This window comes from Dyadobacter endophyticus, assembly GCF_014641595.1.
Taxonomy (GTDB): domain Bacteria; phylum Bacteroidota; class Bacteroidia; order Cytophagales; family Spirosomataceae; genus Dyadobacter; species Dyadobacter endophyticus.
The window spans coordinates 957,576-981,023 of record NZ_BMIA01000001.1 but is presented as its reverse complement, the minus strand read 5'-3'; the positions used below and the strand labels follow the sequence as shown (position 1 = coordinate 981,023).

Sequence of the window (23,448 nt, the reverse complement as noted above, 5' to 3'; positions counted from 1 at the left end):
ATTATCGTATTTCAGGGCCGTCTTTCCGGTCGTCGGGTACGAAGCGGTCGCGGGCAGGCATTTTGATTTGGGGAAGGGTCTTTGCATTCAGTCTGGCATTTTCTGCTAGCAGACCATTGGCATTCAAAAGGTAGGCGGTGAGGCTGTACACTTCCTCATCGGTAAGTGAACCCGGCTGGTTGAAAGGCATTGCCCGCCGGATATAGTCGAAAACGGTAGTTGCATAGGGCCAGTAGTTGCCGATAGCCTTAATCCTCCGGGCGCCACCTTTGGTCGTATCGCCTACTACAAGCCGGTCGTTAGGGCCTTCTGTACCGGTAATACCATGGCAGGACGCACATTTTTGCTGAAAAATGGCTTTACCATCCGCTACATTACCTTCCCCTCCGGGCAAGCCTTTGCCATCGGGACGGACATCGATATCCAGGATGGCTATTTCCGCCGCCGTTGCCGGTCGCCCAAATCCGAATTGGGCTGGCTGTGAAAGGGTATCAGCCGACAACATACGGGGATGCTGCCGGCTGATTTTCAGGCCCGTGGCCGTGAGCGATACCGCCACGACCACCAACGCGCTGCTGATGAATTTAATCGTACTTTCCTGCATTGAGCGTGCTTTTAGCCAGGACATAAGGTCTTTCCACCCTATCCAGAACTACGTAAATAGAATCTTTTTTCTCATTGATACCTTTCAGGATCACGCGAGAACCGTCGGTGGTCGAGTAGGAAAGCACCATCCGGTTGCGCTTGTCGCGGCGGGGCTTGGCGGCAAACTCGCGGTCGCGGCGGGCCGATTGCCCCAACGGGTCGATCATCTTGTTCTCGTCCCCTATTCTTGCCCAGGCAGCCTTGCTGATCCAGTCCCGGCCTTCCTCTTTCTTTTTGCCCCTGCCATTACCACTTTCGGTACCTTCACGGGCTTGTTCACCCTCGCCGCGGCTTCTCGCGCCTCGCGTACCGCCGCCTACACCACCTTGTCCCTGTCGGGCTTCACGCTGTTGCAGCTGGCCTACCCCGTCGCGCGGGCCGCCGCGGGCATATTTATCCTGCAAATACAACGTGTGTTCGAGGGTATCGGCCAGGTAATGAAATACCCGCTGGCCGCCCCCGGTGCCTGTCAGCTCGAAAGTGCGGCCCAGATCGCGCATGGGAGCGCCGCCGCCATTGGACAGGTCCAGTGGCGTGGGTTTGTTTACTTTAAAAGTCAATGTCGTCCAGTTTTCGAACGTCGCCCATTGCCATCTGACAGTATCTGTCGGCGAATAGGCAATTTCCTGATTGTTGATTTTAAACTCGGTCACGTTATAGTTGCCCCGCAGCGCCTTCACCCCTGCCGTTGACGGCTGTTTGTAAGGATCGTATTTGAAATTCCCATATTGGAGATAAAACAAATAGAACACGAACAATCCGAAAACGCCTGCTTTCAAGCCATAGCGAACATATTGCTGCCACTTTTTAGAAAATACCGGGTAAAAGCTGTTAGGAACGGTGAACCGTTCGAGAATGAGCAGGTTCCAGAGTTTTGGAATATCCTTGATCAGCAAAAACGCGGCCAGCAGCACGAAATAAGAGCTGTACACGTGCACGCCACCGTCGTAGGCGAAGTTTACATATACAATATCCCCCAATGCCCCCAGCAACAGGATCGCGCCCAGTGTGGTAGTACCCCTGAAAAAGAGCAAGATCCCGGCTGTAAGCTCCACGACGCCCGCAAATACCTGGTACCAGGGCACAATACCTACGGAAAGCCAGTAGATTTTCTGCAATGTAAAATCGCCGAAGTTGGTATTCAGCAGACCATATGAGGGATATGGCATTTGGGTAGGCATTAGTTTGGTGTAACCAAAACCGATGATACCGATTCCCGCCCGGTACCGTACCACCACGCGGATCCAGTAATACAGCAGGTTATATTCCTTCGGCTCCCGTTTGATCACCTTCACGATCACAGTCCAGATGAGGCCTGCCGCGATGGACGCGAGCGCGGTAATGATCCAGGTAGCATAGCCTTCCAGCGAGCTGCCGAACAGGGTGCGGCCAAACAAATCGAGCCCCGAACCGAAGCGGGCAATGTCGTATACATCGCGGTAATGCAGGCGCGTCCAGTCGAAAGTGACGAGGTCGGTGTACCAGCCGGGGCTATTGGGAATGGACATCGCCAGGAAAAACACGAAGGCAATGCGGAAAAGGACTTTCTGCCATTCGGGCCAGCTTTGGCTGATCGCACGTCCGGTGTCCTGGCCAGTTGCCTCGTCGGCCAGCGTCACATCGTCGTCTGCGCTTGTTCTGATCGTTGACATATTTCTAATGTTTTGATTTACAGTTTGAATTCGCCTTCGCTTACAGTCTGAACTCTCCGCGGCGGCCCACTTTCTTCACTTCTTCGAACAGGTATTTTTTATTGATTTTTTTCAAAACCACCTGTAAAGAATCGCGGTTGCCCGCAACACCCGAAAGCAGGATAGTAGCGCTGTCGGGACGGCTGTAATGCAGCTGCAACTGATCGGCGGCATTTACTTTGTTGGTCAGGTCCAATGTCTTAGCATTTTCATCGAACTCGTAGCCATAGTAGTTTCGCCCACCCGATCCCGCGAATTCAAAGTTCCTTTTGGCATCGTCGAAATGAATTTGCTCCACATTCGTAGAATCTATCACCCGCGGTCTGGCCGAGCGGATGCTGATCGTCGACCATTTTTCAAACACCACATCCCTCCATCGCACCGAATCCAGTGGCGAATATCCCAGCGTATCCCCGTTGACGACAAACTGCTCCACATTATACACGCCCGCCGCATTCGAAAGGCCCGGTTTCGCAGGATATTGATACGGATTGGAATGGTAACCGGCATAGGTTTTGGAACCGTAAACCACGACAAAAAAGAGTATGAATGTCGCTTTCAATGCAATGCGACCATATTTCAGCCTCGAATCATGCAAATCCGGCTTCACCAGGTTCGGTACCGTCGGTTTTTCGAGCGTTAGCAGCCGGTAAAGCCTGTTCGCATCGAATGCAAAGAGGAACAATGCCAATACGATCAGGTAGAAACTGTAAACATATTCCCCGCCTTCGTAGGCCAGATTGGAGAAAAATACGTTTCCTGTAAACGGAATGATAATCAGCGTTGCGATCGTCGTGGTTTTGCGGTGCAGCAACAACAGCCCCCCCAGCAGTTCGACCAATCCTAGAAACGACTCATAATTCGGCACTACGCCCAGGCTCAGCGCAAATAGTTTCCATGCATTGAAATCGCCGTAGGCCGTATTCAGGTTACTGATCGACGGCAGCGGAGCCTGCAAGGGAAAGAATTTGATAAAACCATAGGCGATCAGGCCCGCAGCCAGACGGTACCGCACAATCACGCGCAGCCAGTAATACAGCTGGTTGTAATCCCGGCGGTCCTTGTCGCGATTGCCCCAAACAACCGCCCCTGCAATGGCAATGACGAGCACCACCAGCCAGTTGGCAAAAGTGTCTGTGTCGCCGAAAAATCGCGGCTGGTAACGCGCCAGGTCGAAAATATCGCCGTAGGTCAGGTTCAGCCAGTTGATCTGCAAAACGCGGCGGAAATATTTCCAGTCGAGCGGAATGCTCTGGATGGCGAAATAGATAAATGCGACGCGGAACAGCACTTTTTCAAGTGCGCTCCATGCCCCGGGCGCCGCCAACTCGGGCCGGGCCGGACGGGATGCGGTGCCGTTTGTGGCGTCTGCCGTGTGCGGATAAACTGTGTTTTGTGCCATAAGGTCGGGGATTAATAGCCGGGATTTTGTTTCAAAGCCTTGTCGATCAGCAACTGCTCGGCCGGAACGGGCAGCAAGAGACGGTTAGCGTCGGTCACATTCAGTACTTCGTCGGCGCGGCCGGTACGCACGAGGTCGAACCAGCGATGCGGCTCCAAAGCGAATTCAATACGGCGCTCGTTCTCGATGGCGAGCAGCAACTGGTCGGCCGTCGCTGCGGTACTTTTGGCAATTCCCGCACGCTCGCGGATCGCATTCAGGTCGGCGAGCGCACCTGTGAGGGCGCCTGTCTGCGCCCGCGCCTCCGCACGTATGAGGTAAAGCTCAGCGATGCGAATCACGAAAGTCGGATCGGTAGCGGGGCTGCGGTAATACATATTGCCATACCAACGGCTCTGGTTGTCCTTCGCTACAAGCGTATTGCGGTTGCCGCCTATCTCGGGGTCATTTACCAAAGCCACGAAAGCGTCGTTGGGTGCCCATTGTCGGGTACCACCTTTTTCCTGCGGCTGCCACTGGCCGCGGTGGCCGTTGGTTTCATTTACACTGTAAAAAATCTCGAAAACAGACTCAGTGGTGCCCCGCGCATCGTTCGCGAAGAATGCATTGTAAGGTTTTACCAACTGATAATTGGCCGCATCAGCAATCACTTTGGAAGCATATTCTTCCGCTTTCGCGTAATCTTTCTGATACAGATAATACCGAGATTTCAATGCCCAAACCGTCTTTTGCGTGGCGCGGAAACGATCCGTAGTGGCCGGGAGCAAGGGCTCGGCAGCGTTCAGGTCGGCCAGTATCTGCGCGTACACCTGCTCCTGCGTGGCGCGCTCGATGCCGCGGTTGTCCGATGGCGTCGCGGTGGGTTTGGTGATGATCGGTACACCGCCCCAGATGCGCGCCAGATCGAAATAGGCCAATGCGCGGAGGAAATAGGCTTCGCCGATGATCTTGTTTCTCAAAGCGTCGGTTAGCATCGGGTCTTGCACCTTCGGTACTTTTTCGATGACGTGGTTAATGCGGTTGAGTGTGCCGTAAATGCCGCTCCAAACCGACGATATGGTCGAGTTCTCTGCATTTACCTTGTGATTGATAAACTCCTGGATCTGCGACTGTGAGCCTGTCCACTGGATATTGTCGCCCGACAAATAACCGATCGACTGAAAATTGATACTGTAATAACCGCGGAACGAATCGTAAACGCCATTGACGGCAGTTTCCGCAGAGGCCTTATCGATGATCGTCTGGTCGTCCGAAATGGACGAACGCGGCTGAACATCCAGGAATTGATCGCAGGAGCCGAGCCCGATCAGCAGGGAAAACGGCAGGATGTATCTAATTGCTTTCATATTGTAATTCATTAAAAAGTCAGGTTAAAGCCCAGTTGAAAGCTGCGGGGCTGCGGAGGCGTACCCAGGTCGATCCCCTGCTCATTCTGCGCGCTCGACGCACTCGATTCAGGATCAAGGCCGGTGTATTTGGTAATGGTAAAAAGGTTGCTGGCCGTAGCGTAAATGCGGAGTGCGCTGATATGGCGCACCGGAACCGTGTAACCCAGTGTAATGTTGCGCAGCCGCACGAATGAGCCGTCTTCCAGCCAGCGGCTGCCGCCATCGCGGTAGTTGTTGACATTCACACCGTCGGGCCGGGGCACGTCGGTAACGTCGCCCGGTTTCTGCCAGCGGGCATTGTTGCTTGCGAAGATCACGCGCGCTGCGTCGCGGGCACCTCCGCCTTCTCCGAAGAACTTGTTGTGGTTATAAACCTTGTTGCCGTAGCTGAATGCCAGGAATGCATTCAGATCAAACCCTTTGTAAATCACCGAGTTCGTCAGCCCCCCAAAGAACTTAGGCCAGATGCTGCCGTCGATCTGCCGGTCGGCGACAGTGATCTTACCGTCCTTATTGACGTCCTCATAAACGGTGTTACCCGTCTGCGGATCCACATAAAGCTGTTTGTAAACCCAGAACGAGTACAGCGGATGGCCTTGCTGCAATAAAATCAGGCTGCGGCTGCCGTATTCCAGCGGATTTTCCAGCTTCTCAATCTTGTTCACATTACGCGCCACATTGAATGTGGTAATCCATGAAAACGCGTTGTTCTGGAAATTCACCGAGCGGATCGCCAGCTCGAAACCCTTGTTGCTGATCTCGGCGGTGTTGCTGCGATAGTTGGCAAAACCGGTGGTAGCAGGCAATGTGAGCGAAAGCAGCCCGTTGCTGGTGTATTTGCGGTACACATTGAACTCGACGCCCAGCCGGTCGCCGAAGAACGCAATGTCGGCTCCCGCATTCAGCTGGTTGATACGCTCCCACTGCAAATCGGGATTCGCGAGTTGCTGCGGCGCGATGCCCGGATTACCCTGGTACGGCGCGCCGCTGTTCCAAAGACCGAGTGCCGCGAAACTGCCGAGGCCGTTCTGATTACCGGTCACACCATAACTTGCACGAATCTTCAAGTCGCTGATCACAGCCACATTTTTAAGAAAATCTTCCTGCTTCACCCGCCAACCGCCGCCTACCGACGGGAAATAGCCCCATTTGCGGTCGGCACCGAAGCTGGATGAGCCATCGGCACGGATACTGAAATCGAGCAGGTATTTGCCGCCGTAGTTGTAATCCACGCGGGAGAAAAACGAAGCGAGGTTTTTCTTCGACCAACTGCTCGAACCTGTGGTAGTAGCCGCGGACGAGATCAGTTTGAAAGAATTATTGGCAAAACCGCGGCCCGTTGCCGCAGTACCGGTGTTCAGGTCACTCTGGATCGTGTTACCCAACAGGATGCCGAAGGTATGTTTCGTTCCCAGTTTCTGACGGAACGAAAGCGTCTGCTCGTTGAGCCAGGTCGTGGCCTGCCCATTGTTCGCGGAAGCAAAGCCATTGGGGCTGCCGGTGATGAGGTAGGTATTCCAATATTCATTTTCATCATAATTGTTAAAATCCAGCCCCCAGCTTGTGCGGAATTTGAGGTTGGGCAAAATCTCAGCCTCGGCATAGAGATTACCGATGTAGCGCAAGCTCACGGATTTGACATCGTAGTTTTGCAGCAGCAAGGTCACATTGTCAAAGCCCGCACGGCCTACCAACTCGCCATTCTCGTTGGTAGGCGAAAGGTATGTGGGCGTGTGCAATGCCGCCTGCAAAAGCCCTCCCGCTGGCCCATCGCCCGCGCGCGCCTGGTTACGGAACGTGCGCGCGAAGCTGTTGCTCACGCCCACATGCACCTTATCCGAAATCTTCTGGTCCAGGTTGACCTTGAAACTGGCCCGGTTGAATGTGATCGGTTTCAGGATCGACTCCTGTTTGGTGTAGCCTCCGCCGATGTAGTATTTGGTAGAAGCAGTCCCGCCAGAAACGGAGAGGTCGTAGTTCTGTAACGGGGCGGTCTGGAAAATCTCGCCGAGCCTATCGTAAGTTTTCTGCTCCTCGGGCAACCCACGGCCGCCTTCGGAAACCGGGCGGAACGGGCGGTTGGCCTCCGTTCTGTTCAGCGAAGGCGTGTCCTTACCGGTGTTGATCCACCACTCGTTCACGAGCTCAGCGTGCTCTGGGCCGGTGGTCAGGTCCCAGAGCTTAGCCGCTTTGGCCCAGCCGTAGGAGGCATTCAGGCTCACTTTGGCCTTCTGGTTGTATTTGCCCCTTTTGGTGGTAATCAGAATCACTCCGTTCGCTCCGCGAGAGCCATACAATGCGGTGGCTTCGGCGTCTTTGAGTACTTCGAGGCTTTCGATGTCGTTGGGATTAATGTCAGCGATCGGCGAAGTAGCCTTACCACCCGTGTTGGTGGTTTGCATACTGTTGCTATTCATAAACACGCCGTCGATCACGTACAGCGGGTCGTTATCGCCGTTAATAGATGTAGCGCCCCGAACGCGCACCGTTACCGCCTCGCCCGGCACGCCGGTGTTGGAGGTAATCTGCACGCCGGGGACTTTTCCCTGTAGCTGAGCGTCGAAACTGCCCACCGGAATACTTTTCACATCGGTAGGGTCCACTTTGGTAATGGAACCGATCACATTCTTGCGTTCCTGCGTGCCATAACCCACCACGATCACCTCATTGAGCTGCCGCTGGTCTACATCTAGTTTCACTGTAAGGTTACTCTGCCCGCCCGGGCGCACCTGCTGGCTCACATAGCCGATAAACGACACGACGAGCTCTTGTCCTTCGGCCACATCGATTTGAAAGTTCCCGTCGGTATCCGTCACGGTTCCCTGCGTAGTACCTTTAATCTGGATATTCACACCCGGCAAAGCGGCGCCATCCTTGTCAGTCACTTTCCCTGTCAGCTCAGAAGCCGGTCCAGCCGCAAAAGCGGACGAAACAGGCAACCAAAACAGCATAGCCAGCAAGGAAATCCATTGCCTCGATCTTCCAGATCGGGGACTTTTGAATAAATAATTTTTCATTAAATCAGGTTATAATTGGGGTGGATTTGAATGCTGTTATTTTCCCTTGTTGCCGGAAATCACTTCCTGTTCAGATTGTTTGCGCGGCGCTTCGATCACTTTCCGCTCCTTCAAATCATACTTCTGCCCTTCATGCAAAAAGAAGAAAGGCCCGTTGCTGGCCGTCGAAATCTCACGGCTCCCCTGCACATGCTTCGCGCCGCTGCCGATGATGGTGTTGTAATCATAAATGGAAGCATACGAGCGGCCCACCACTTCGAGCGTATCGTGCTGCACCACAATGGAGGTGGCCTCATCCAGCCCGATGCCGATCAGTTCCGGCGCATTCTTCACAAATTCGACCAGGTCGAATTGCCGGTTGCGGCGGAACAAATGCTGGTCGATCACCGAGTTTTTCAGGAAGCCAAGCCCCTGCGTATGATCGCCCACGAGAATGTGCGCGCCTTTAGTGTCGCCCCTCCACAGAAAAGACCCCTGAATGCTGGCTCCCGCAGAGGTGCCGGAAATGACACCGCCGCGGTCCAGCAGTTCCTGGAATGCCTGGTGGGTCAGCGTGTTCAGGTAGGAATCGGCAATTCGCCACTGGCGGCCGCCCACGATGTAAACGCCTGTGGCTGCGCGAATAGGCGCTACGAATTTTTCGCTGTTGGCTTCTTTGAGGTCGTTGGTATGCAGCAAGGTTACATTGGCAATGCCTGTTTCTCTTTTGACCAAATCCACCGACTTGGTATCGAATGCCGCAGAATCTCCTCCTGCCGCCGTAATCACCACAATTTTGGCCTTCTCTTTTCCACCAGCAAGCTGCACGAAGCGCTTCCATATTTCGGGTGTGGCCCCGCCCCCGCCGATGATGATCAGCGAGCCTTTCTCCGGGCCATGCCGGGTAGTGGCGTTTTTCTTGACGGTAACCGGGGTCTGTGCCCGGGAGGCTGTGAGTATGGCCACGGAGAGCAATGCGGTAAAGAGCAGCTTGGTTTTCATATTTCGTAGGAATAAATGTTAATAGCCGGGATTTTGCACGAGGTCCGCGTCGGTTTGGATCGCTGACAGCGGGATGGGCAGAATATTAAAATTCGGGCTCTTGCGGTTGGCATTAACTGCCCCGAAAATCGTCGCCGAGCGGCCTGTGCGCACCACATCCACGAAGCGGTGCCCTTCAAAAGGCAGTTCGAGCCGGCGTTCTTCCAGAATCGCCAGGTTGACTGTTTCTTTGCCGGACGCAGGTGTGAGTGCGGATGCGGGCACATCCGAGCGGGTACGGATCGTGTTCAGGTCTGCGAGTGCTCCCGCGAGGTCCGGTGTGGCTTTGTTGGCGCGGGCCTCGGCGCGGATCAGGTATTGCTCCGCAATGCGCAGAACAAATACCGAACTGGAACCGTCGGGTTTTCCATACTGGATCAAGTCCCACGAGCCTTCGGCGGTTTGTTTCAGCAAGCTTTTACGTGCACCCCCTTTGGCCGGATCGAGCAGCAGGCTTACGAATTCCCGCGCCGGAATGTAATCGTGGCGACCACCGTCGGCAGGTGAAAGCCAGTTGGTGTAGAATGAATTGCGGTCGGAAGTACTGTAAACGAGTTCGAAGATCGATTCGTCGGTAGTCTTGCCGGTAAAGAATGCGGAATAGGGTTTTACCAGTTTAAAACCCGCAGTGGCAATTACTTTGGAGGCGTAATTTTCAGCCTGCTCCCAGTTTTGGATATAGGTGAAATACCTGGCTTTCAGTGCGTACACCGAAAAACGGTTCGCACGGGTGCGGTTAATGGTTTCCTTTAAAAGCTGCTCTGCCTGGTCGAGGTCGGCGCCGATTTGCGCGTAGGTTTCCTGCGCCGTACTCCGTTTGGTGCCTTTGTGCGTATCCGGGCCGGTCGCAGGGGTGAGCACGAGCTGCACCCCGCCGTAGGTTTTCACCAGATCGAGGTAACCTAATGCGCGCAGGAAGTAAGCCTCGCCGAGCACCTGGTTTCTTTCTTCCTGGGTAAAAAAACCGTCCTGAACCCCTGGAACAAGGTGTATGATAAAGTTGGCCTGGTTGATCATCTTGTAGATCGCCGAAAAGCCTCCGCCCGCATTGTTGGGCGTGAGATCGGGCACCAGGTTGTTCTGGTTATTGTAGTTGATCACATTGTCGGAAGCCAGGTCGACGCCGATGATATTGGAAGTGGCGTATCCCTGCAATGCGTCGTAAACGCCTACGAGCGCTGTATTGGCTGATTTCTCGTGCACGATGACCGCTTCGTCGGAAATGTTCTGCTCCGGCTCGGTATTCAGCAGATCGGAGCAGGACGAGAGCCATAATGCGGCTAGTATCAATGCTATGTTTATCTTTTTCATCATCATTCCATTAAAAATTCAGATTCACACCCACTACCACCGATTTTGGCTGCGGCGGCGTGCCGAAATCCAGCCCCTGCACGAGTCCGTTGCGGCTATCTGCGGCCACGTTCACCTCCGGGTCCGGGCCCGAATAATTGGTAAGCGTCCACAGATTCGAAGCCGTCAGGTACAGCCGCGCACCCGACGCGCGAATGGCCGAAGCAACGCCTTTCGGCAGATTATAACTGATCGTCACATCGCGAAGCCGCAGGTAGGAAGCATCTTCCAAGTAGCGGCTATTGCCGGTACGGAAGTAGTTCAGGCTACCGTCGGGATTAGTCAGGTTGGTCGGGCGGGGCAGCACACCAGTATCGCCCGGTTTCTGCCAGTAGTTCAGCGAGCTTTTCTGGATCGAGCGCGTTACCCCGCGGGTACCGGCCGTTTCGAGGAAGTAGGCGGTGTAGTTGTAGGCCGAGCTGCCGTATTTGTAGTAAAAATTCAGGTTCAGGTCCAGGCCTTTGAAAGACAATGTGTTGCGAAATGCGCCTTCGAACTTAGGCCACACATTGCCTACAATGCGCTGGTCGTCAACCGTGATCTTGCCGTCTTTGTTCACGTCCTCGTAAACCGCATTGCCATTCTCCGCATTCAGGCCGATCTCCTTGTAGGCATATACCGAATACAGCGGTTGGCCTTCCACGACGCGGAACATATCGTAACTGGCTGTAATAGGCGTCAGCAGCTTTTGTACGCGGTTTACGTTGCGGGAAACGGTCAGCACGGTTTTCCATTCCAAGTCTTTCGTACGCACATTCACCGAATTGAGCAAAATCTCGATCCCGCGGTTGTTGATCTCGCCCACATTGCGCACCACCGACGAGAAGCCGGTATTAGGCGCCACCGGCTGGTCAAGCAGCAGGTCGTAGGTGAATTTGTCGTAATAATTGAATTCAAAATTGAGCCGCTGCTTTAATAATGTACCCGAAAGCCCGAAGTTGTATTGCCGCGTGGTTTCCCATTTCAGATCGGGGTTGGCCAGCTGGCTGGGCGCAATACCGGGCTGGTCGCCGTAGTTGGTACCACCTGCCCAAAGTCCACGGGAAGCGAAATCGTCGATATCCTGGTTACCGGTCAGGCCGAGACTGGCCTTGAAGCGTAGATCGGTAAGGGTATTGTTTTCAGGAAAAAATGCCTCTTTGGAGATGTTCCAGCCCAAACCGACCGAGGGGAAATAGCCCCAGCGGTGATCGGCGCCGAAGCGTGAGGAAGCATCGGCACGGACGTTACCATCAATGCTGTACCGGTTGTCATAACTATAATTAAACCCTGTAAAAAACGACAGCAAACCATAGGAAGACCCCGTGGACGAGGCCGTTTGCACCGCCGCCGAGGCAATGCGTTTGAACTGGTTGCTCGGGAAGCCGGTACCGGTCAGGGTAGCGCGCTCGGTAGTGGTTTTCTGAACGGTATTACCTACGAAAACCGAAAATTCGCTTTTGGTGGAGGAAAGATTGAAATTCAGCAACTGCTCGGCGATGAGCGACTGTTTAATGGTCGTCACGTCATTCGCTTCGCCCGCAGGCTGCCCGTACACGAGGTTGGTATTGTAATAGGCCTTTTCGTGGTAGTTGTTATAATCGTTGCTCCACGAGGATTTGAAGGACAGATTCGGCAGGATATTCCAGATCGCGTACACATTGTTAATGCTCCGTAAGCTCACCGAATGGGTGTCCGAGTTTTCGAGAATGGCCAGGTGACTGTCAAAAACTGTGGGTTTGGCGTAGCTGCCATCCTCATTATAAAACGGATAAAAAGTAGGCGTGTGCAATGCAGCCTGGAACAACCCCGCCGGGCCATCCCCTACCCGCACGAGCCGGCGAGGCACGCTCGAAAGCGTGTTGCTGGTTCCGATTTTAAGATTAGGTAAAATCGAATGATCGATATTGAAACGGAAGGAATAACGCTTGAAATCCTGCGTTTTCAGCGTCGATTGCTGGCTTTGATACTCGCCGCCGAGGTAAAAGTTGGTACGCGAATCGCCGCCGGAGACCGATAACGTGTATTTGCTCAGTGAAGCCGTGCGGAAAATGTCGCTCACGCGGTCGTAGGTGCCTTGTTCCTCGGGGCTGCCGAATGCCGGGAAGCCCGGAATCGCTTCTGAAACAGGTCGGAACGGGCGCGTTGCGTAGGTTTTACCGTCGTTGACATGCACGAGGTTTACCAGTTCGGCGTGCTCGGGCCCGGACACCAGCTGCCAGAGGTTGGTGGCTTTGGCAAACCCCTGCTCTACATTGATACTCACTTTTGTTCGCGAGTTGCGCGCCCCGCGCTTGGTTGTGATCAGGATCACCCCATTCGCGCCGCGGGCTCCGTAAAGTGCCGTCGCATTAGCGTCTTTCAGGACCGATACCGATTCAATATCGTCCGGATTCAGGTCCGAAAGCGGGTTGGGCGTCTGCCCGCCCATGCCGCGCGAAAGGCCCTGCAAGTTTTCATTATTGATAAAAACCCCATCGACCACATACAGCGGATCGTTACCTGCTTTAATGGACGTTGCGCCGCGCAGCCGCACCAGCACCGAAGTGCCTGGCACGCCAGAGTTGCTCGAAATCTGCAAGCCTGGTACAGTTCCCTGCAATTTCTCGATCACGCTATTATAGGAAACCTGGGAAAAATCTTTGGAATCGATGGTGGTCACCGCGCCGGTCTGCGCGCTACGTTTGGTTTGGGTATAACCCGTTACGACCACCTCGCTCAGCTGGCCTTCGTCGGGTTTCAGGGTGATGTTCAGGTTCGTTGAACCGCTTATTGGACGCTCCACCGTTACATAACCGATGTAGGAGAAGATCAGCACGTCGTTACCGCCAACCGAGATCGTGAATGCGCCGTTGGCATCGGTGAGCGTGCCCTTGTTAGTGCCTTTCACTCGGATCGTCACGCCCGGCAGCCCGTCACCTTTCTCGTCCTTCACCACACCGTTAATGGCCTGGTCGATCGCCTCACCGGTATCGGTGGCCTCGCCGGTCTGCTTTGGCGCTTCGCGGATGATTACTTTTTCTTTCTGCTGCTCATAATCGAGGCTCCGCTGCCGAAGCAACCGATTCAGTACCTGCTCAACCGGTTCGTTGCGGGCACCAAAAGTTAGGTTAGTATATGGATTTACTAGTCTATCCTGGTAAATAAAAACGAATCCGCTTTTCTCTTCAATTTGTCTTAAAATAGCCTTCAAAGATTGTTTTTCGGCCTTGATTGAGATCTTTACATCTTTGATCGTCTTCTCGCTGTCTGCCAGCGCAGGCCGAAGCAGCGGCAGGATCAGGACGAGGATCATCCAGAACCTTTTCAAATGGGGCTGATGCCCCTCGTGTCGGAAAAATACCGTCATAATTTTAGTTTTTTAATGCTCGTTCATTGAGATCAGTACCTGCCCGGCGACGTGCCGGTAGCTGAAACTGCCCGCCATGGCCAGCGTTCCGAGGATATCGTCCAGCGTTTCCTCCGCTCTGAACCGGGCCGTAAGCCGCTGTTCCCCCAGGTTGTTACTGTCTACTCGGACAGGTACATCGAATTTCTTTTCCAGCAGCAATGCTATGGTTTTCAGTTCCTCATTATTGAAATCCAGGGCACCGCGAATCCATCCGGCAAGCGAACGCGCATGCACATGCCCCTTGCGTACCCCCCCGCTCTGGTTGTCGACCACCAGTTGCTCGTCGGGAAGCAGGAAAGTAGTCTGCATTTCCGGGTAGCCGCTCGCATTACGCACACCTACCTTGCCGCTCGCCAGCGTCACCCGCACGTCGCTCAGGCTCCGGTAGGCGCGTACCGAAAATACCGTCCCGAGCACCTGTGTCCGTGTCCGGCCCGCTTCCACGATGAAGGGATGCGACGCGTTGTGCTTCACATCGAAATAGGCTTCGCCGTCGGTCAAAGTCACTTCCCGGCTTTTTTGCCCGAATACTTCCGGGTAGTGGATGGACGAGCCGCCGTTAAGCGTCACCAGCGAGCTGTCGGGCAGCCGGTAAGTCTTGATTTCCCCCGGTAGTGCGCTGGCTGTAATCATCCGACCAGCCCCATCGCTCCCCGGACGCGTAAGGCTTCCGCTGAACCAGAAAAAACCGACGCAAAGCATGGCGGCTACCGCTGCGACCAGATAAACGACCCGCATCGGATGGATGCGCGCCTCAAAAGTGTGCTGTGACTGTACCCGCGCCAGGATATTTGTCCACGAATGTGCCCGTGCTGCTTCCAGGTCCAGTTGTTGCGGAGGATAGGCCTGCTGCCGGGCTGTTCGCCCATACCATTGGTCAATCAGCGCCTTTTCCTCCTCCGTACATCGCCCGAGCCGGTATTTCGTCAACAAATCTCTAACCTGCTGCTGGTCCATGATGGTTTGGTTTGAATTGCAATTCGACACTATGACAGGGCGGAATGCATTTGGTAGTAGTTTTTTTTCAAAAAAAAATAACTACCAGCTGCGATTTCCACTGTACCAACCTATCCCTCAATAGCTTGATTGCATTACCGATTTGTTTTTTTACAGTATGGTCCGAGAGAGAAAGTTGGTCGGCGATCTCAGAGTAAGACAAATCCCCCTGCCGCCGAAGCTCGAAAACTTCCTTCATTTTCCGTGGCAATTTGTCGATTTCGGCTTCAAAAAGAGAAAATAGCAGCTCTTCGTCCGCTGCATTACTACCCTGAACGGGAGTTTCATCGAGGAATCGCGCGAGCGCGCTGAGGTGATGCCGGTAAGTTTTATCCTGCTCGATCAGGTTAAGTACACGGTTACGTACGGCCGTGTACAGGTATCCCGCCAGACCGGTATGCAGCTGAATGGCAGTGCCTTTCGTCCAGAGCGTAATGAAAACATCCTGCACAACGTCCTGCGCGTCGGCGGCGTTGCCCAGCATTTTGAATGCATGCGCATACAGTCGCCCGAAGTAGCGCCGATGGATTTCCTCAAACGCCGCCACGGAGCCTTGCTGAAATGCTTTCAGTAGTTTCTGGTCCGATAAATCACCTAAATCATGCACTTCCGGAGAATTTTGACAACTGCCGTTTGGTATGGATTAAACACTATTGCTCAGTGATGCCCACGAAAAAGCATCGCACCCGATTAAAGGCATGTAACTAACCGAAAAGCTCTTATTGGTGGTTAAATAAGAAGAGTACTCTACAAAACTAATAGACAAATAAAGACCTATTTATTTTAACGCGCAAGCAGCGGTATGAAAAGTCTTGCCCTAATTTTTTTCAAAGCACTACCGATTATATCTATACGCAGAGTCCGCTGGCTTTCCCATGCAGCCAAAATAAGGCAATTGCATTTTACTAATCAAGCAATTCTTAAAATTTATACTTTAATCCATAGACTTTATAGATTATTTTCCAATATTAGAGCGAAAAGAACGTCACTTAACCAGTCTGTTATGAAAATCCGTACGCTACTATTCCTTCTGCTCATTGGGTCCTTGTCTTCCCCTGCATTCGCACAAAAGGCCGACTCCGGCTTTATCGTCGAAGGTTATTACAAAGTGAAATGGGGACTGGCCGACGAGTTTATCGCACTTTATAAAAAGAACCATTACCCGCTATTGAAAAAAGCACTCGAAAAGGGAGACCTGCTCTCGATCAAAGCCGAGAAACCCCGCCTGCACTCCACCGAAGAAAGCCGCTGGGACTACCGTGTGACGCTCGTATTCAAAAACGCAGACGCTGCATTTGATCCAAACCTGACCGAGCCTTACAAAAAAGCACTCTATCCTGATCTCGAAAAGCTTAAAAAGGAAGAGCAGCGCCGGTTTGAGATTCTCGACGCGCACTGGGACGTGCAGCTGGACAACGTCACGCTCGATTAACAAAATCAAAAATTCTATTAATCCATAGACTTTATAGATTACATTGCAGGCTGAATACGAATATGCCGGTTTGCACGATGATCGAATTAAAGAATGTTACCAAAATTTTCAAACAGAAAGACCGGGAGGTGACAGCCCTGGCCGGGGTGTCGCTGAAAGTGGAGCGAGGAAAGATATTTGGTGTGATCGGGACATCCGGCGCCGGGAAGAGTACGCTGATCCGCTGCGTAAACCTTTTGGAAAAGCCGACGAGCGGTGAGGTCATTGTCGATGGGAAAAGCCTTACCCGCCTCACCAACCGCGAACTGGCGATCGAAAGGCGGCAGATCGGGATGATATTCCAGCATTTCAACCTGCTTTCGTCCCGGACGGTTTTTGAGAACGTCGCATTCCCGCTTGAACTCGACCATACACCCAAACACGAGACCCGGGAGCGCGTTACCGAGCTTTTGCGGCTGGTGGGTTTGGAGGAAAAAGCGGGCGACTATCCGTCGAGCCTTTCGGGCGGGCAGAAGCAGCGCGTCGCCATTGCGCGCACACTTGCAAGCAACCCCAAAGTGCTCCTTTGCGACGAGGCCACCAGCGCACTCGACCCGGGCACGACGGCTTCTATTCTCAAATTGCTCAAAGACATTAACCGCCGGCTGCATATCACCATTCTGCTTATTACACACGAAATGAATGTAGTGAAATCGATTTGTAACGATGTGGCGGTGATCAGTCAGGGGAAGCTTGTGGAGAAGGGGACCGTGAATGCGGTCTTTTCCAACCCCAAGACCGAGCTGGCACGGTCGTTCATCAGTGCGTCGCTGCATGTGGAGATTCCCGAGCATTACCGGCAGCGGGTCACGGCCATCAATGAAGGCGGCATGTCGCCGCTGCTCCGGTTGCGCCTTACCGGCGACACCGCCGACCAGCCACTGCTGTCACAAGCCGCGCGGCTTTTCGAGATCGATACCAAGATCATCAGCGCCCAGATGGACCATGTCGGCGATAAGCATTTCGGCGTGATGCTCGCCGCCCTTTCGGGTCGACCAGATAACTACCAGAAAGCCATCGATTTTTTCATTTACCATCACATTAAAGTTGAATTATTAGGATATGTCTGATCCAGTGGTGTCGCTCCTGATCGCTGGCCTAGGGGAAACAATCTTCATGACCATTACCTCCGGCATTTTTGGTTTCCTGCTTGGTCTTCCCACCGGCATTATCCTGTTTCTAACCCGGCAGGGACAGGTTTTGGAAAACCGGACTTTGAACCATTCGATATCCGTAATGATCAATATTTTCAGGGCGATCCCATTTATCATCCTCATTGTGTGGATGATACCGTTCACCCGGGCCGTGGTGGGCACCTCCATTGGCGTCGGAGCTGCATTAGTCCCGCTGAGCGTGGGGGCTGCGCCATTCATTGCCCGGATGGTCGAAAACAGCCTGATAGAAGTCCCAAGCGGGTTGGTTGAAGCCGCAAGGGCGATGGGCGCGACGCCGTTTCAGGTCGTGTACAAAGTTTTGCTTCCCGAAGCATTACCCTCGCTGATTAACGTCGCCACGATCACCCTCATTACGCTGGTCGGCTACTCGGCCATGGGCGGTGCGGTGGGTGCCGGCGGGCTAGGACAAATTGGGTATCAGTATGGCTACATCGGCTACGACGCCGTGATCATGAACATTGTACTGCTGCTGCTGATAGCGCTCGTTTTCGTCATCCAGTTTTTCGGTGACAGGCTTTCCAAACGCGTCGATCACAGGTAATGCGAAACGCGCTCAACACACTTCAATCATTTGTATTTCAAACATATATCAAAATGAACTACGGCAAAAACATCCTCTTGTTACTGGGCATCGGCACCACACTACTGATTGGCTGCAACAAAAAAGCCACCCGGGATAATGATCCCGACCATATTAAAGTCGGCATTGCCGTGGGGCCTGAATTGGAAATCGCGCAGGTGGCTCAGAAAGTTGCAAAGGAAAAATACGGCCTGGATGTAGAGCTGATCACCTTCAACGATTACGTGGTACCCAACGAAGCATTGAGCCATGGCGACGTGGATGTGAATGCATTCCAGCACAAACCCTACCTCGACGAGCAGGTGAAACAGCGCGGCTACAAGCTCGCCATTGTGGGCAACACTTTTGTATACCCCATTGCCGGTTATTCCAAAAAGATCAAAAAGCTCGCTGACCTCCAACCCGGCAACACCGTCGTGATCCCCAACGACCCTACCAACGGCGGCCGTTCGCTGCTGTTGCTTCAAAAATATGGTTTGATCAAATTGAAAGAAGGTGTAGGCCTCCTGCCCAAGGTCATCGACATTGTTGAAAACCCTAAAAACCTCAAAATCCTCGAACTTGAAGCCCCGCAGCTTCCGCGCACCCTCGACGACGCGAACGTAACCCTGGCGATCATCAACAACAACTTCGCAGGCAAAGCTGGCCTTATATCCACCCGCGACGGCCTGTTGATCGAGGATAAGGACTCTCCTTATGTAAACCTGATCGTGGCCCGCGAGGACAACAAGGATGAGGAAAAGGTTAAAAAGTATGTAAAGGCTTACCAATCCAAGGAAGTAGCAGAAGCGGCGGAGCGGATTTTCCAGGGCGGGGCGATCAAGGGGTGGTAGTTTGCCCGGGAAAATGGCATTAAAGGTAAAGTCTGTACAAAACCGTCATCTGCGTTCTATATTTTGAGATAGCGGCTGTTTAACATTGCAATGCCAATGTTGACAACGAACCTTCAGATAATGGACATTTCCAACGACACCCGCATACATGCTTACAGCCTGGCAGCACTTGCCAGGTATTTTCTCAAATTGGGCACATTCGGCTTTGGCGGCCCTGTTGCGCTCATCGGCTACATGCACCGCGACCTTGTAGAGCAACGACAGTGGATCAGCGAAGAAGAGTACCGCGAAGGACTCGCCCTGGCCCAGCTTGCGCCTGGTCCGCTTGCCGCCCAATTGGGCATTTACCTTGGCTATGTGCATTACGGTGTCTGGGGCGCGACGCTCACCGGGCTCGCTTTCGTGCTTCCGTCGTTCGTAATGGTCGTTTTACTGGGAATGGCCTATCAGTCGTTCGGCGGGTTGCCATGGATGCAATCGGTTTTCTACGGCGTCGGTTCGGCAGTGATCGGCATTATCGGTCTGAGTTGCTATAAGCTGACAATCAAATCGGTTAGCAAACTTGACGTACCGGCTATCAAAAGCAAATGGGTCCTATGGCTTTTTTTCATGCTTATGGCTCTCGTAACAGCCATCACCGAGCGCGAGGAAGTGTGGCTATTTATCCTATTGGGCTTGGCCTATATGGTGATCAAAGCACCGCCTAAATGGCTTCAACGGAGCAGCACTCCCCTTTCGGTAATACTGCTGGCATCAACCGGTTTCTGGCATTTCGAACCGGGCAAACTGCTGCAACTGGCCCTATTCTTCACCGAAGCCGGCGCATTTGTTTTCGGCAGCGGCCTGGCGATCATCCCGTTTCTGCATGCCGGTGTGGTGAATGAAATGGCCTGGCTCAACGAGCAGCAGTTCCTGGACTCAGTCGCAGTGGCCATGATCACCCCTGGCCCGGTGGTGATTACAGTGGGCTTCATCGGGTTTCTCGTTTCGGGTTTCGCGGGTGCCATCGTAGCCGCGCTCGGCGTCTTTCTGCCCTGCTTTGTCTTCACAGTCCTCCCCGCGCCTTACTTTAAAAAGATCTCTAAAAACGAAAGCATCAAAGCCTTCGTGGACGGCATCACCGCCAGTGTGGTAGGTGCGCTGGTCGGATCGGTTTTTGTGATCGCCGGCCGGTCTATCGTGGATGTTCCTTCGGCTGTAATTGCTATTGTCACCGTGCTGGCGTTGATTTATGTGAAGAAGTTGCAGGAGCCTTATATTATTGTGATTGCTGCTGTGGTTGGGGTTCTCCTTAAATATTATAGTTAAATACAGCTCAAAAGGGCTCACGTTTTTATACTATTTAATCTACCAATTTAGTAGTATAAAAGTTTAAAATAACTTTACTTTGCCGATCAAACAAGTATAGTTATTAACGAGCTTACCTATGATTCAATTTCTCCGTTCAAATCACATTCGATTGATTTGGGCCTTTCTGGGCGGTATAATGGCCCTGCAAAGCCACGCCCAGTCCGTTTCCATTCAGGGAAAAGTTACCTCTGCCACCGACCAATCGACTCTGCCGGGCATTAATGTGCTCATCAAGAACAGCACCACCGGGACCACCACCAATACCGACGGCAGGTTTGAGATCACCGCCGGACGCGATGCCGTATTGGTGTTTTCGGGCATCGGCTACATTACCCAGGAGCTCGAAGTGAAAGGACGTTCACAACTCAACGTTCAGCTCAGCGACGATACCCGGCAGCTAAACGAGCTGGTGGTCGTGGGGTATGGTACCCAGAAAAAGCGTGACGTTACCGGCTCGGTGAGCTCGCTGGATAGCAAAGACTTTAATAAAGGCATACAAACATCTGTCGACCAGCTCATTGCCGGTCGTTCCGCCGGTGTGCAGGTAACGCAATCCAGCTCGGAACCGGGTGGCGGCGTGACGATCCGCATCCGCGGCGCCAACTCCATTAATGCCAACAACGAACCACTGTACGTGATCGACGGGCTGCCAGTAAACAATGCCTCGGTGGTACCAGGCTCCACATTGGTGAACGAACAAGCGCCCCGGAACCCGCTGAATGCACTAAATCCGAACGATATCGAGTCGGTCGAGATCTTGAAGGACGCTTCTGCGACGGCCATTTACGGTTCGCGCGGAGCGAACGGCGTGATCCTGATCACGACAAAAAAAGGCACAAAGGGCAAGCTGAACGTCAATTACGCACTTTCCGGCGCGGTGTCGGAGGTGACCAGGCGCGTTCCGATGCTCAATGCTGTTCAATACATGGCGCTGCTCAACGACCTGCGTGCGGACCAGAAGCAAGCCCCCGAATTTTCTGCAGAGCAAATCGCAGCCGTGGGCCAGGGTACTTACTGGCAGGATGAGATCTTTAAAAAAGGTTATTTGCAAAACCACCAGCTTTCGTTCTCGGGCGGGCAGGACAAATTCACTTATTATGCCTCGCTCAATTACCTCGATCAGAAGGGCGTTGTGATCAGCTCAGGCATCAAAAAATACGTTGGCCGGGTGAATCTGAATTACACGGGCGACAAGTTTAAATTCGGATTAAATCTCAATTCCAGCCAGGTAAAGGACGATTTCGTCCCCAATGGCGTGAGTGTCAATGAAGGTGCGGGCGTGATCAATACGGCTATTTTCCAAGACCCTACCCTTACCATCAAAAACCCGAACGGCACCTGGACGCAAACGCAGATCGTGAACCTGGAAAACCCCGTAGGACTTGCCAATGAGGTGAGCGATTTTGCATCTACCAACCGCACATTCGCCAGCGTTTTTGCGGAATATTACTTCCTGCCGGAGCTTTCCGCCAAGATCAATTTCGGTACCGACCGCCAGGATTCGCGACGTGACATTTTCACCTCGCGGCTCACCAAACGGGCAGAGGGTACCAAAGGCATTGCAAGCGTGCTCACGAGCAATGCTTCCAACAACCTCGTCGAATTCACGGCCCGGTACAGCAAGGCGCTGAACAAGGACAATCAGCTCGAAATCCTCGGCGGTTATACTTACCAGGAATTTGTGGTGAGCTCGCTTTCGGCAGGCGCGCAGAACTTCCCACTCGATGCATTGGGCACCGACAACCTCGCGGCGGGCGCGCAGAGCACTTTCTCACTCGGTTCCGGCCGCACCAAGAACCAGTTGTTGTCCTACCTCGGCCGCGTGAACTACAATTTGCTCGACAAATACCTGCTCACCGCTTCCATCCGGGCCGATGGTTCCTCGCGTTTCGGCGACAACAAGAAGTACGGTATCTTCCCCTCAGTGGCACTCGGCTGGCGGATCAAAGATGAGCTTTTTCTCAAAAATGTGAATGCATTGACAGACTTGAAACTCCGCGCGAGCTACGGCGTAACCGGTAACCAGGACATCGGCAGCTACAAATCGCTGGTGCTACTCGGGCCACAGGGACAGGCTATTTTCGACGGCGCACCTTACGTGGGCATTTCCACTACCCAGCTTCCCAACCCCGATTTGAAATGGGAAACCACCACCCAGCTGGACATTGGAGTAGATTTCAGTCTATTCGCCAACCGCTTATCGGGTAGCATCGACTATTTCCATAAGCAAACCAAAGACCTGCTCCTGCAACTGCCGATCCCGCGAACCAGCGGTTTTACGACCACTTTTAAAAATGTGGGCGGTCTGAAAAACTCCGGTTTCGACTTCTCGCTGACGTCCATCAACATCGCTGCGCCCTTCACATGGCGGTCGAGCCTGAATTTCTCGGTCGTGAAAAATGAGGTGACCGACCTGGGCGCATTGCCTTACATTCTGGGCGGCTCCGCCGGTTTTACCAATGATTTCACCATTATCCGAAAGGGCGATCCCCTGAATGCCTATTACGGCTACATTGTCGACGGCGTGTTCCAGCAGGGCGAGGATATCGCAAAATCCGCACAGCCGCTCTCGCGCCCGGGTGAATACAAATACCGCGATGTGAACAAGGACGGTACCATCAACTCCGCCGACCGGACGATCCTCGGCTCGCCATTCCCGGATTTCACTTATGGTCTGAACAACGATTTCACTTACGGCGCATTTAATCTGTCGTTCTTCTTTCAGGGTGTTCGGGGTAACAAGCTGTTCAACCTCAACCGCACCGAATCGGAGAACCCGATCTCGTTCCGTCGGAACCGTCTCGCCGAAAGCTACACCGACCGCTGGACGCCAGCCAACCCTACCAATGCCAATTCCTCCGGTGTACCCGTGGCCGTATCCTACACGAGCAATGTAAACAGCCGGGCCGTGGAGAATGCCTCTTACCTGCGGTTGAAATCGGTGCAGCTCACTTACAATTTCCCGTCGGCTAAATGGAAGCATATCAAAGGCTTGCAAGTGTATGTAACAGGCCAGAACCTGTTCACGATCACGAAATACACGGGCTATGACCCTGAGGTAAGTGCCTTCGGGACCTCCAACGTACGCGCCGATTACAATGCATTTCCGCTATCGCGCACCTACACCGCGGGTGTGAGCATCAATTTCTAATATCCTGTG

At 53.3% G+C, this 23,448-nt stretch carries 16 protein-coding genes; 6 read left to right on the top strand and 10 right to left on the bottom strand.

Features of this window, described 5'->3' with window-relative positions:
- Position 1: 1 nt before the first annotated feature.
- From IEY24_RS04045 to IEY24_RS04000, 10 genes are all read right to left on the bottom strand, one after another.
- Complete coding sequence (locus IEY24_RS04045) at positions 2 to 604, bottom strand: c-type cytochrome (RefSeq protein WP_188928897.1); 603 nt, start codon at positions 602 to 604, stop codon at positions 2 to 4.
- Positions 585 to 2,297, bottom strand: a complete 1,713-nt coding sequence (locus IEY24_RS04040; RefSeq protein ID WP_188928895.1) for a hypothetical protein — start codon at positions 2,295 to 2,297, stop codon at positions 585 to 587. Before IEY24_RS04040 ends, IEY24_RS04045 begins: the two co-directional genes overlap by 20 nt.
- Before the next feature lie 40 nt (positions 2,298 to 2,337).
- A complete protein-coding gene (locus tag IEY24_RS04035) occupies positions 2,338 to 3,738 on the bottom strand; it encodes a DoxX family protein (protein ID WP_188928893.1) in 1,401 nt (466 codons plus the stop codon).
- An 11-nt stretch (positions 3,739 to 3,749) separates the two neighbouring features.
- The gene (locus tag IEY24_RS04030; RefSeq protein ID WP_229221305.1) at positions 3,750 to 5,084 is read right to left on the bottom strand and encodes a RagB/SusD family nutrient uptake outer membrane protein; all 1,335 of its coding nucleotides are present in this window, start codon (positions 5,082 to 5,084) and stop codon (positions 3,750 to 3,752) included.
- An 11-nt stretch (positions 5,085 to 5,095) separates the two neighbouring features.
- Positions 5,096 to 8,143, bottom strand: a complete 3,048-nt coding sequence (locus IEY24_RS04025) for a SusC/RagA family TonB-linked outer membrane protein (protein ID WP_188928889.1) — start codon at positions 8,141 to 8,143, stop codon at positions 5,096 to 5,098.
- A gap of 36 nt (positions 8,144 to 8,179) precedes the next feature.
- Positions 8,180 to 9,124 carry a cyanophycinase gene (locus tag IEY24_RS04020; RefSeq protein ID WP_188928887.1) on the bottom strand — a complete coding sequence of 315 codons (945 nt, stop codon included), beginning with the start codon at positions 9,122 to 9,124 and terminating at the stop codon, positions 8,180 to 8,182.
- A gap of 18 nt (positions 9,125 to 9,142) precedes the next feature.
- Positions 9,143 to 10,474, bottom strand: a complete 1,332-nt coding sequence (locus IEY24_RS04015) for a RagB/SusD family nutrient uptake outer membrane protein (protein WP_188928884.1) — start codon at positions 10,472 to 10,474, stop codon at positions 9,143 to 9,145.
- 10 nt (positions 10,475 to 10,484) lie between these two features.
- Positions 10,485 to 13,841 carry a TonB-dependent receptor gene (locus IEY24_RS04010; protein WP_188928882.1) on the bottom strand — a complete coding sequence of 1,119 codons (3,357 nt, stop codon included), beginning with the start codon at positions 13,839 to 13,841 and terminating at the stop codon, positions 10,485 to 10,487.
- A 12-nt stretch (positions 13,842 to 13,853) separates the two neighbouring features.
- Positions 13,854 to 14,840 (bottom strand): FecR family protein, encoded by a 987-nt coding sequence (locus tag IEY24_RS04005; protein ID WP_188928880.1) that lies wholly within the window; start codon positions 14,838 to 14,840, stop codon positions 13,854 to 13,856.
- A 67-nt stretch (positions 14,841 to 14,907) separates the two neighbouring features.
- Entirely contained in the window at positions 14,908 to 15,486 is a 579-nt protein-coding gene (locus IEY24_RS04000; RefSeq protein ID WP_188928878.1) for an RNA polymerase sigma factor, read from the bottom strand.
- Positions 15,487 to 15,882: 396 nt separating this feature from the next.
- Here IEY24_RS04000 and IEY24_RS03995 point away from each other — a divergent pair, with 396 nt between their 5' ends.
- From IEY24_RS03995 to IEY24_RS03970, 6 genes are all read left to right on the top strand, one after another.
- Positions 15,883 to 16,311, top strand: coding sequence for a hypothetical protein (locus tag IEY24_RS03995; RefSeq protein ID WP_188928876.1), 429 nt, complete (start codon positions 15,883 to 15,885; stop codon positions 16,309 to 16,311).
- 77 nt (positions 16,312 to 16,388) lie between these two features.
- A complete protein-coding gene (gene metN, locus IEY24_RS03990) occupies positions 16,389 to 17,420 on the top strand; it encodes a methionine ABC transporter ATP-binding protein MetN (protein ID WP_188928875.1) in 1,032 nt (343 codons plus the stop codon).
- On the top strand, positions 17,413 to 18,066 hold the full coding sequence (gene metI / locus IEY24_RS03985) for a methionine ABC transporter permease MetI (protein WP_188928874.1): 654 nt from the start codon (positions 17,413 to 17,415) through the stop codon (positions 18,064 to 18,066). Before metN ends, metI begins: the two co-directional genes overlap by 8 nt.
- Before the next feature lie 53 nt (positions 18,067 to 18,119).
- The gene (metQ, locus tag IEY24_RS03980) at positions 18,120 to 18,938 is read left to right on the top strand and encodes a methionine ABC transporter substrate-binding lipoprotein MetQ (protein WP_188928873.1); all 819 of its coding nucleotides are present in this window, start codon (positions 18,120 to 18,122) and stop codon (positions 18,936 to 18,938) included.
- Positions 18,939 to 19,058: 120 nt separating this feature from the next.
- The gene (locus IEY24_RS03975) at positions 19,059 to 20,246 is read left to right on the top strand and encodes a chromate transporter (RefSeq protein WP_188932122.1); all 1,188 of its coding nucleotides are present in this window, start codon (positions 19,059 to 19,061) and stop codon (positions 20,244 to 20,246) included.
- 151 nt (positions 20,247 to 20,397) lie between these two features.
- Entirely contained in the window at positions 20,398 to 23,439 is a 3,042-nt protein-coding gene (locus IEY24_RS03970) for a SusC/RagA family TonB-linked outer membrane protein (protein WP_188928872.1), read from the top strand.
- Positions 23,440 to 23,448: the final 9 nt, after the last annotated feature.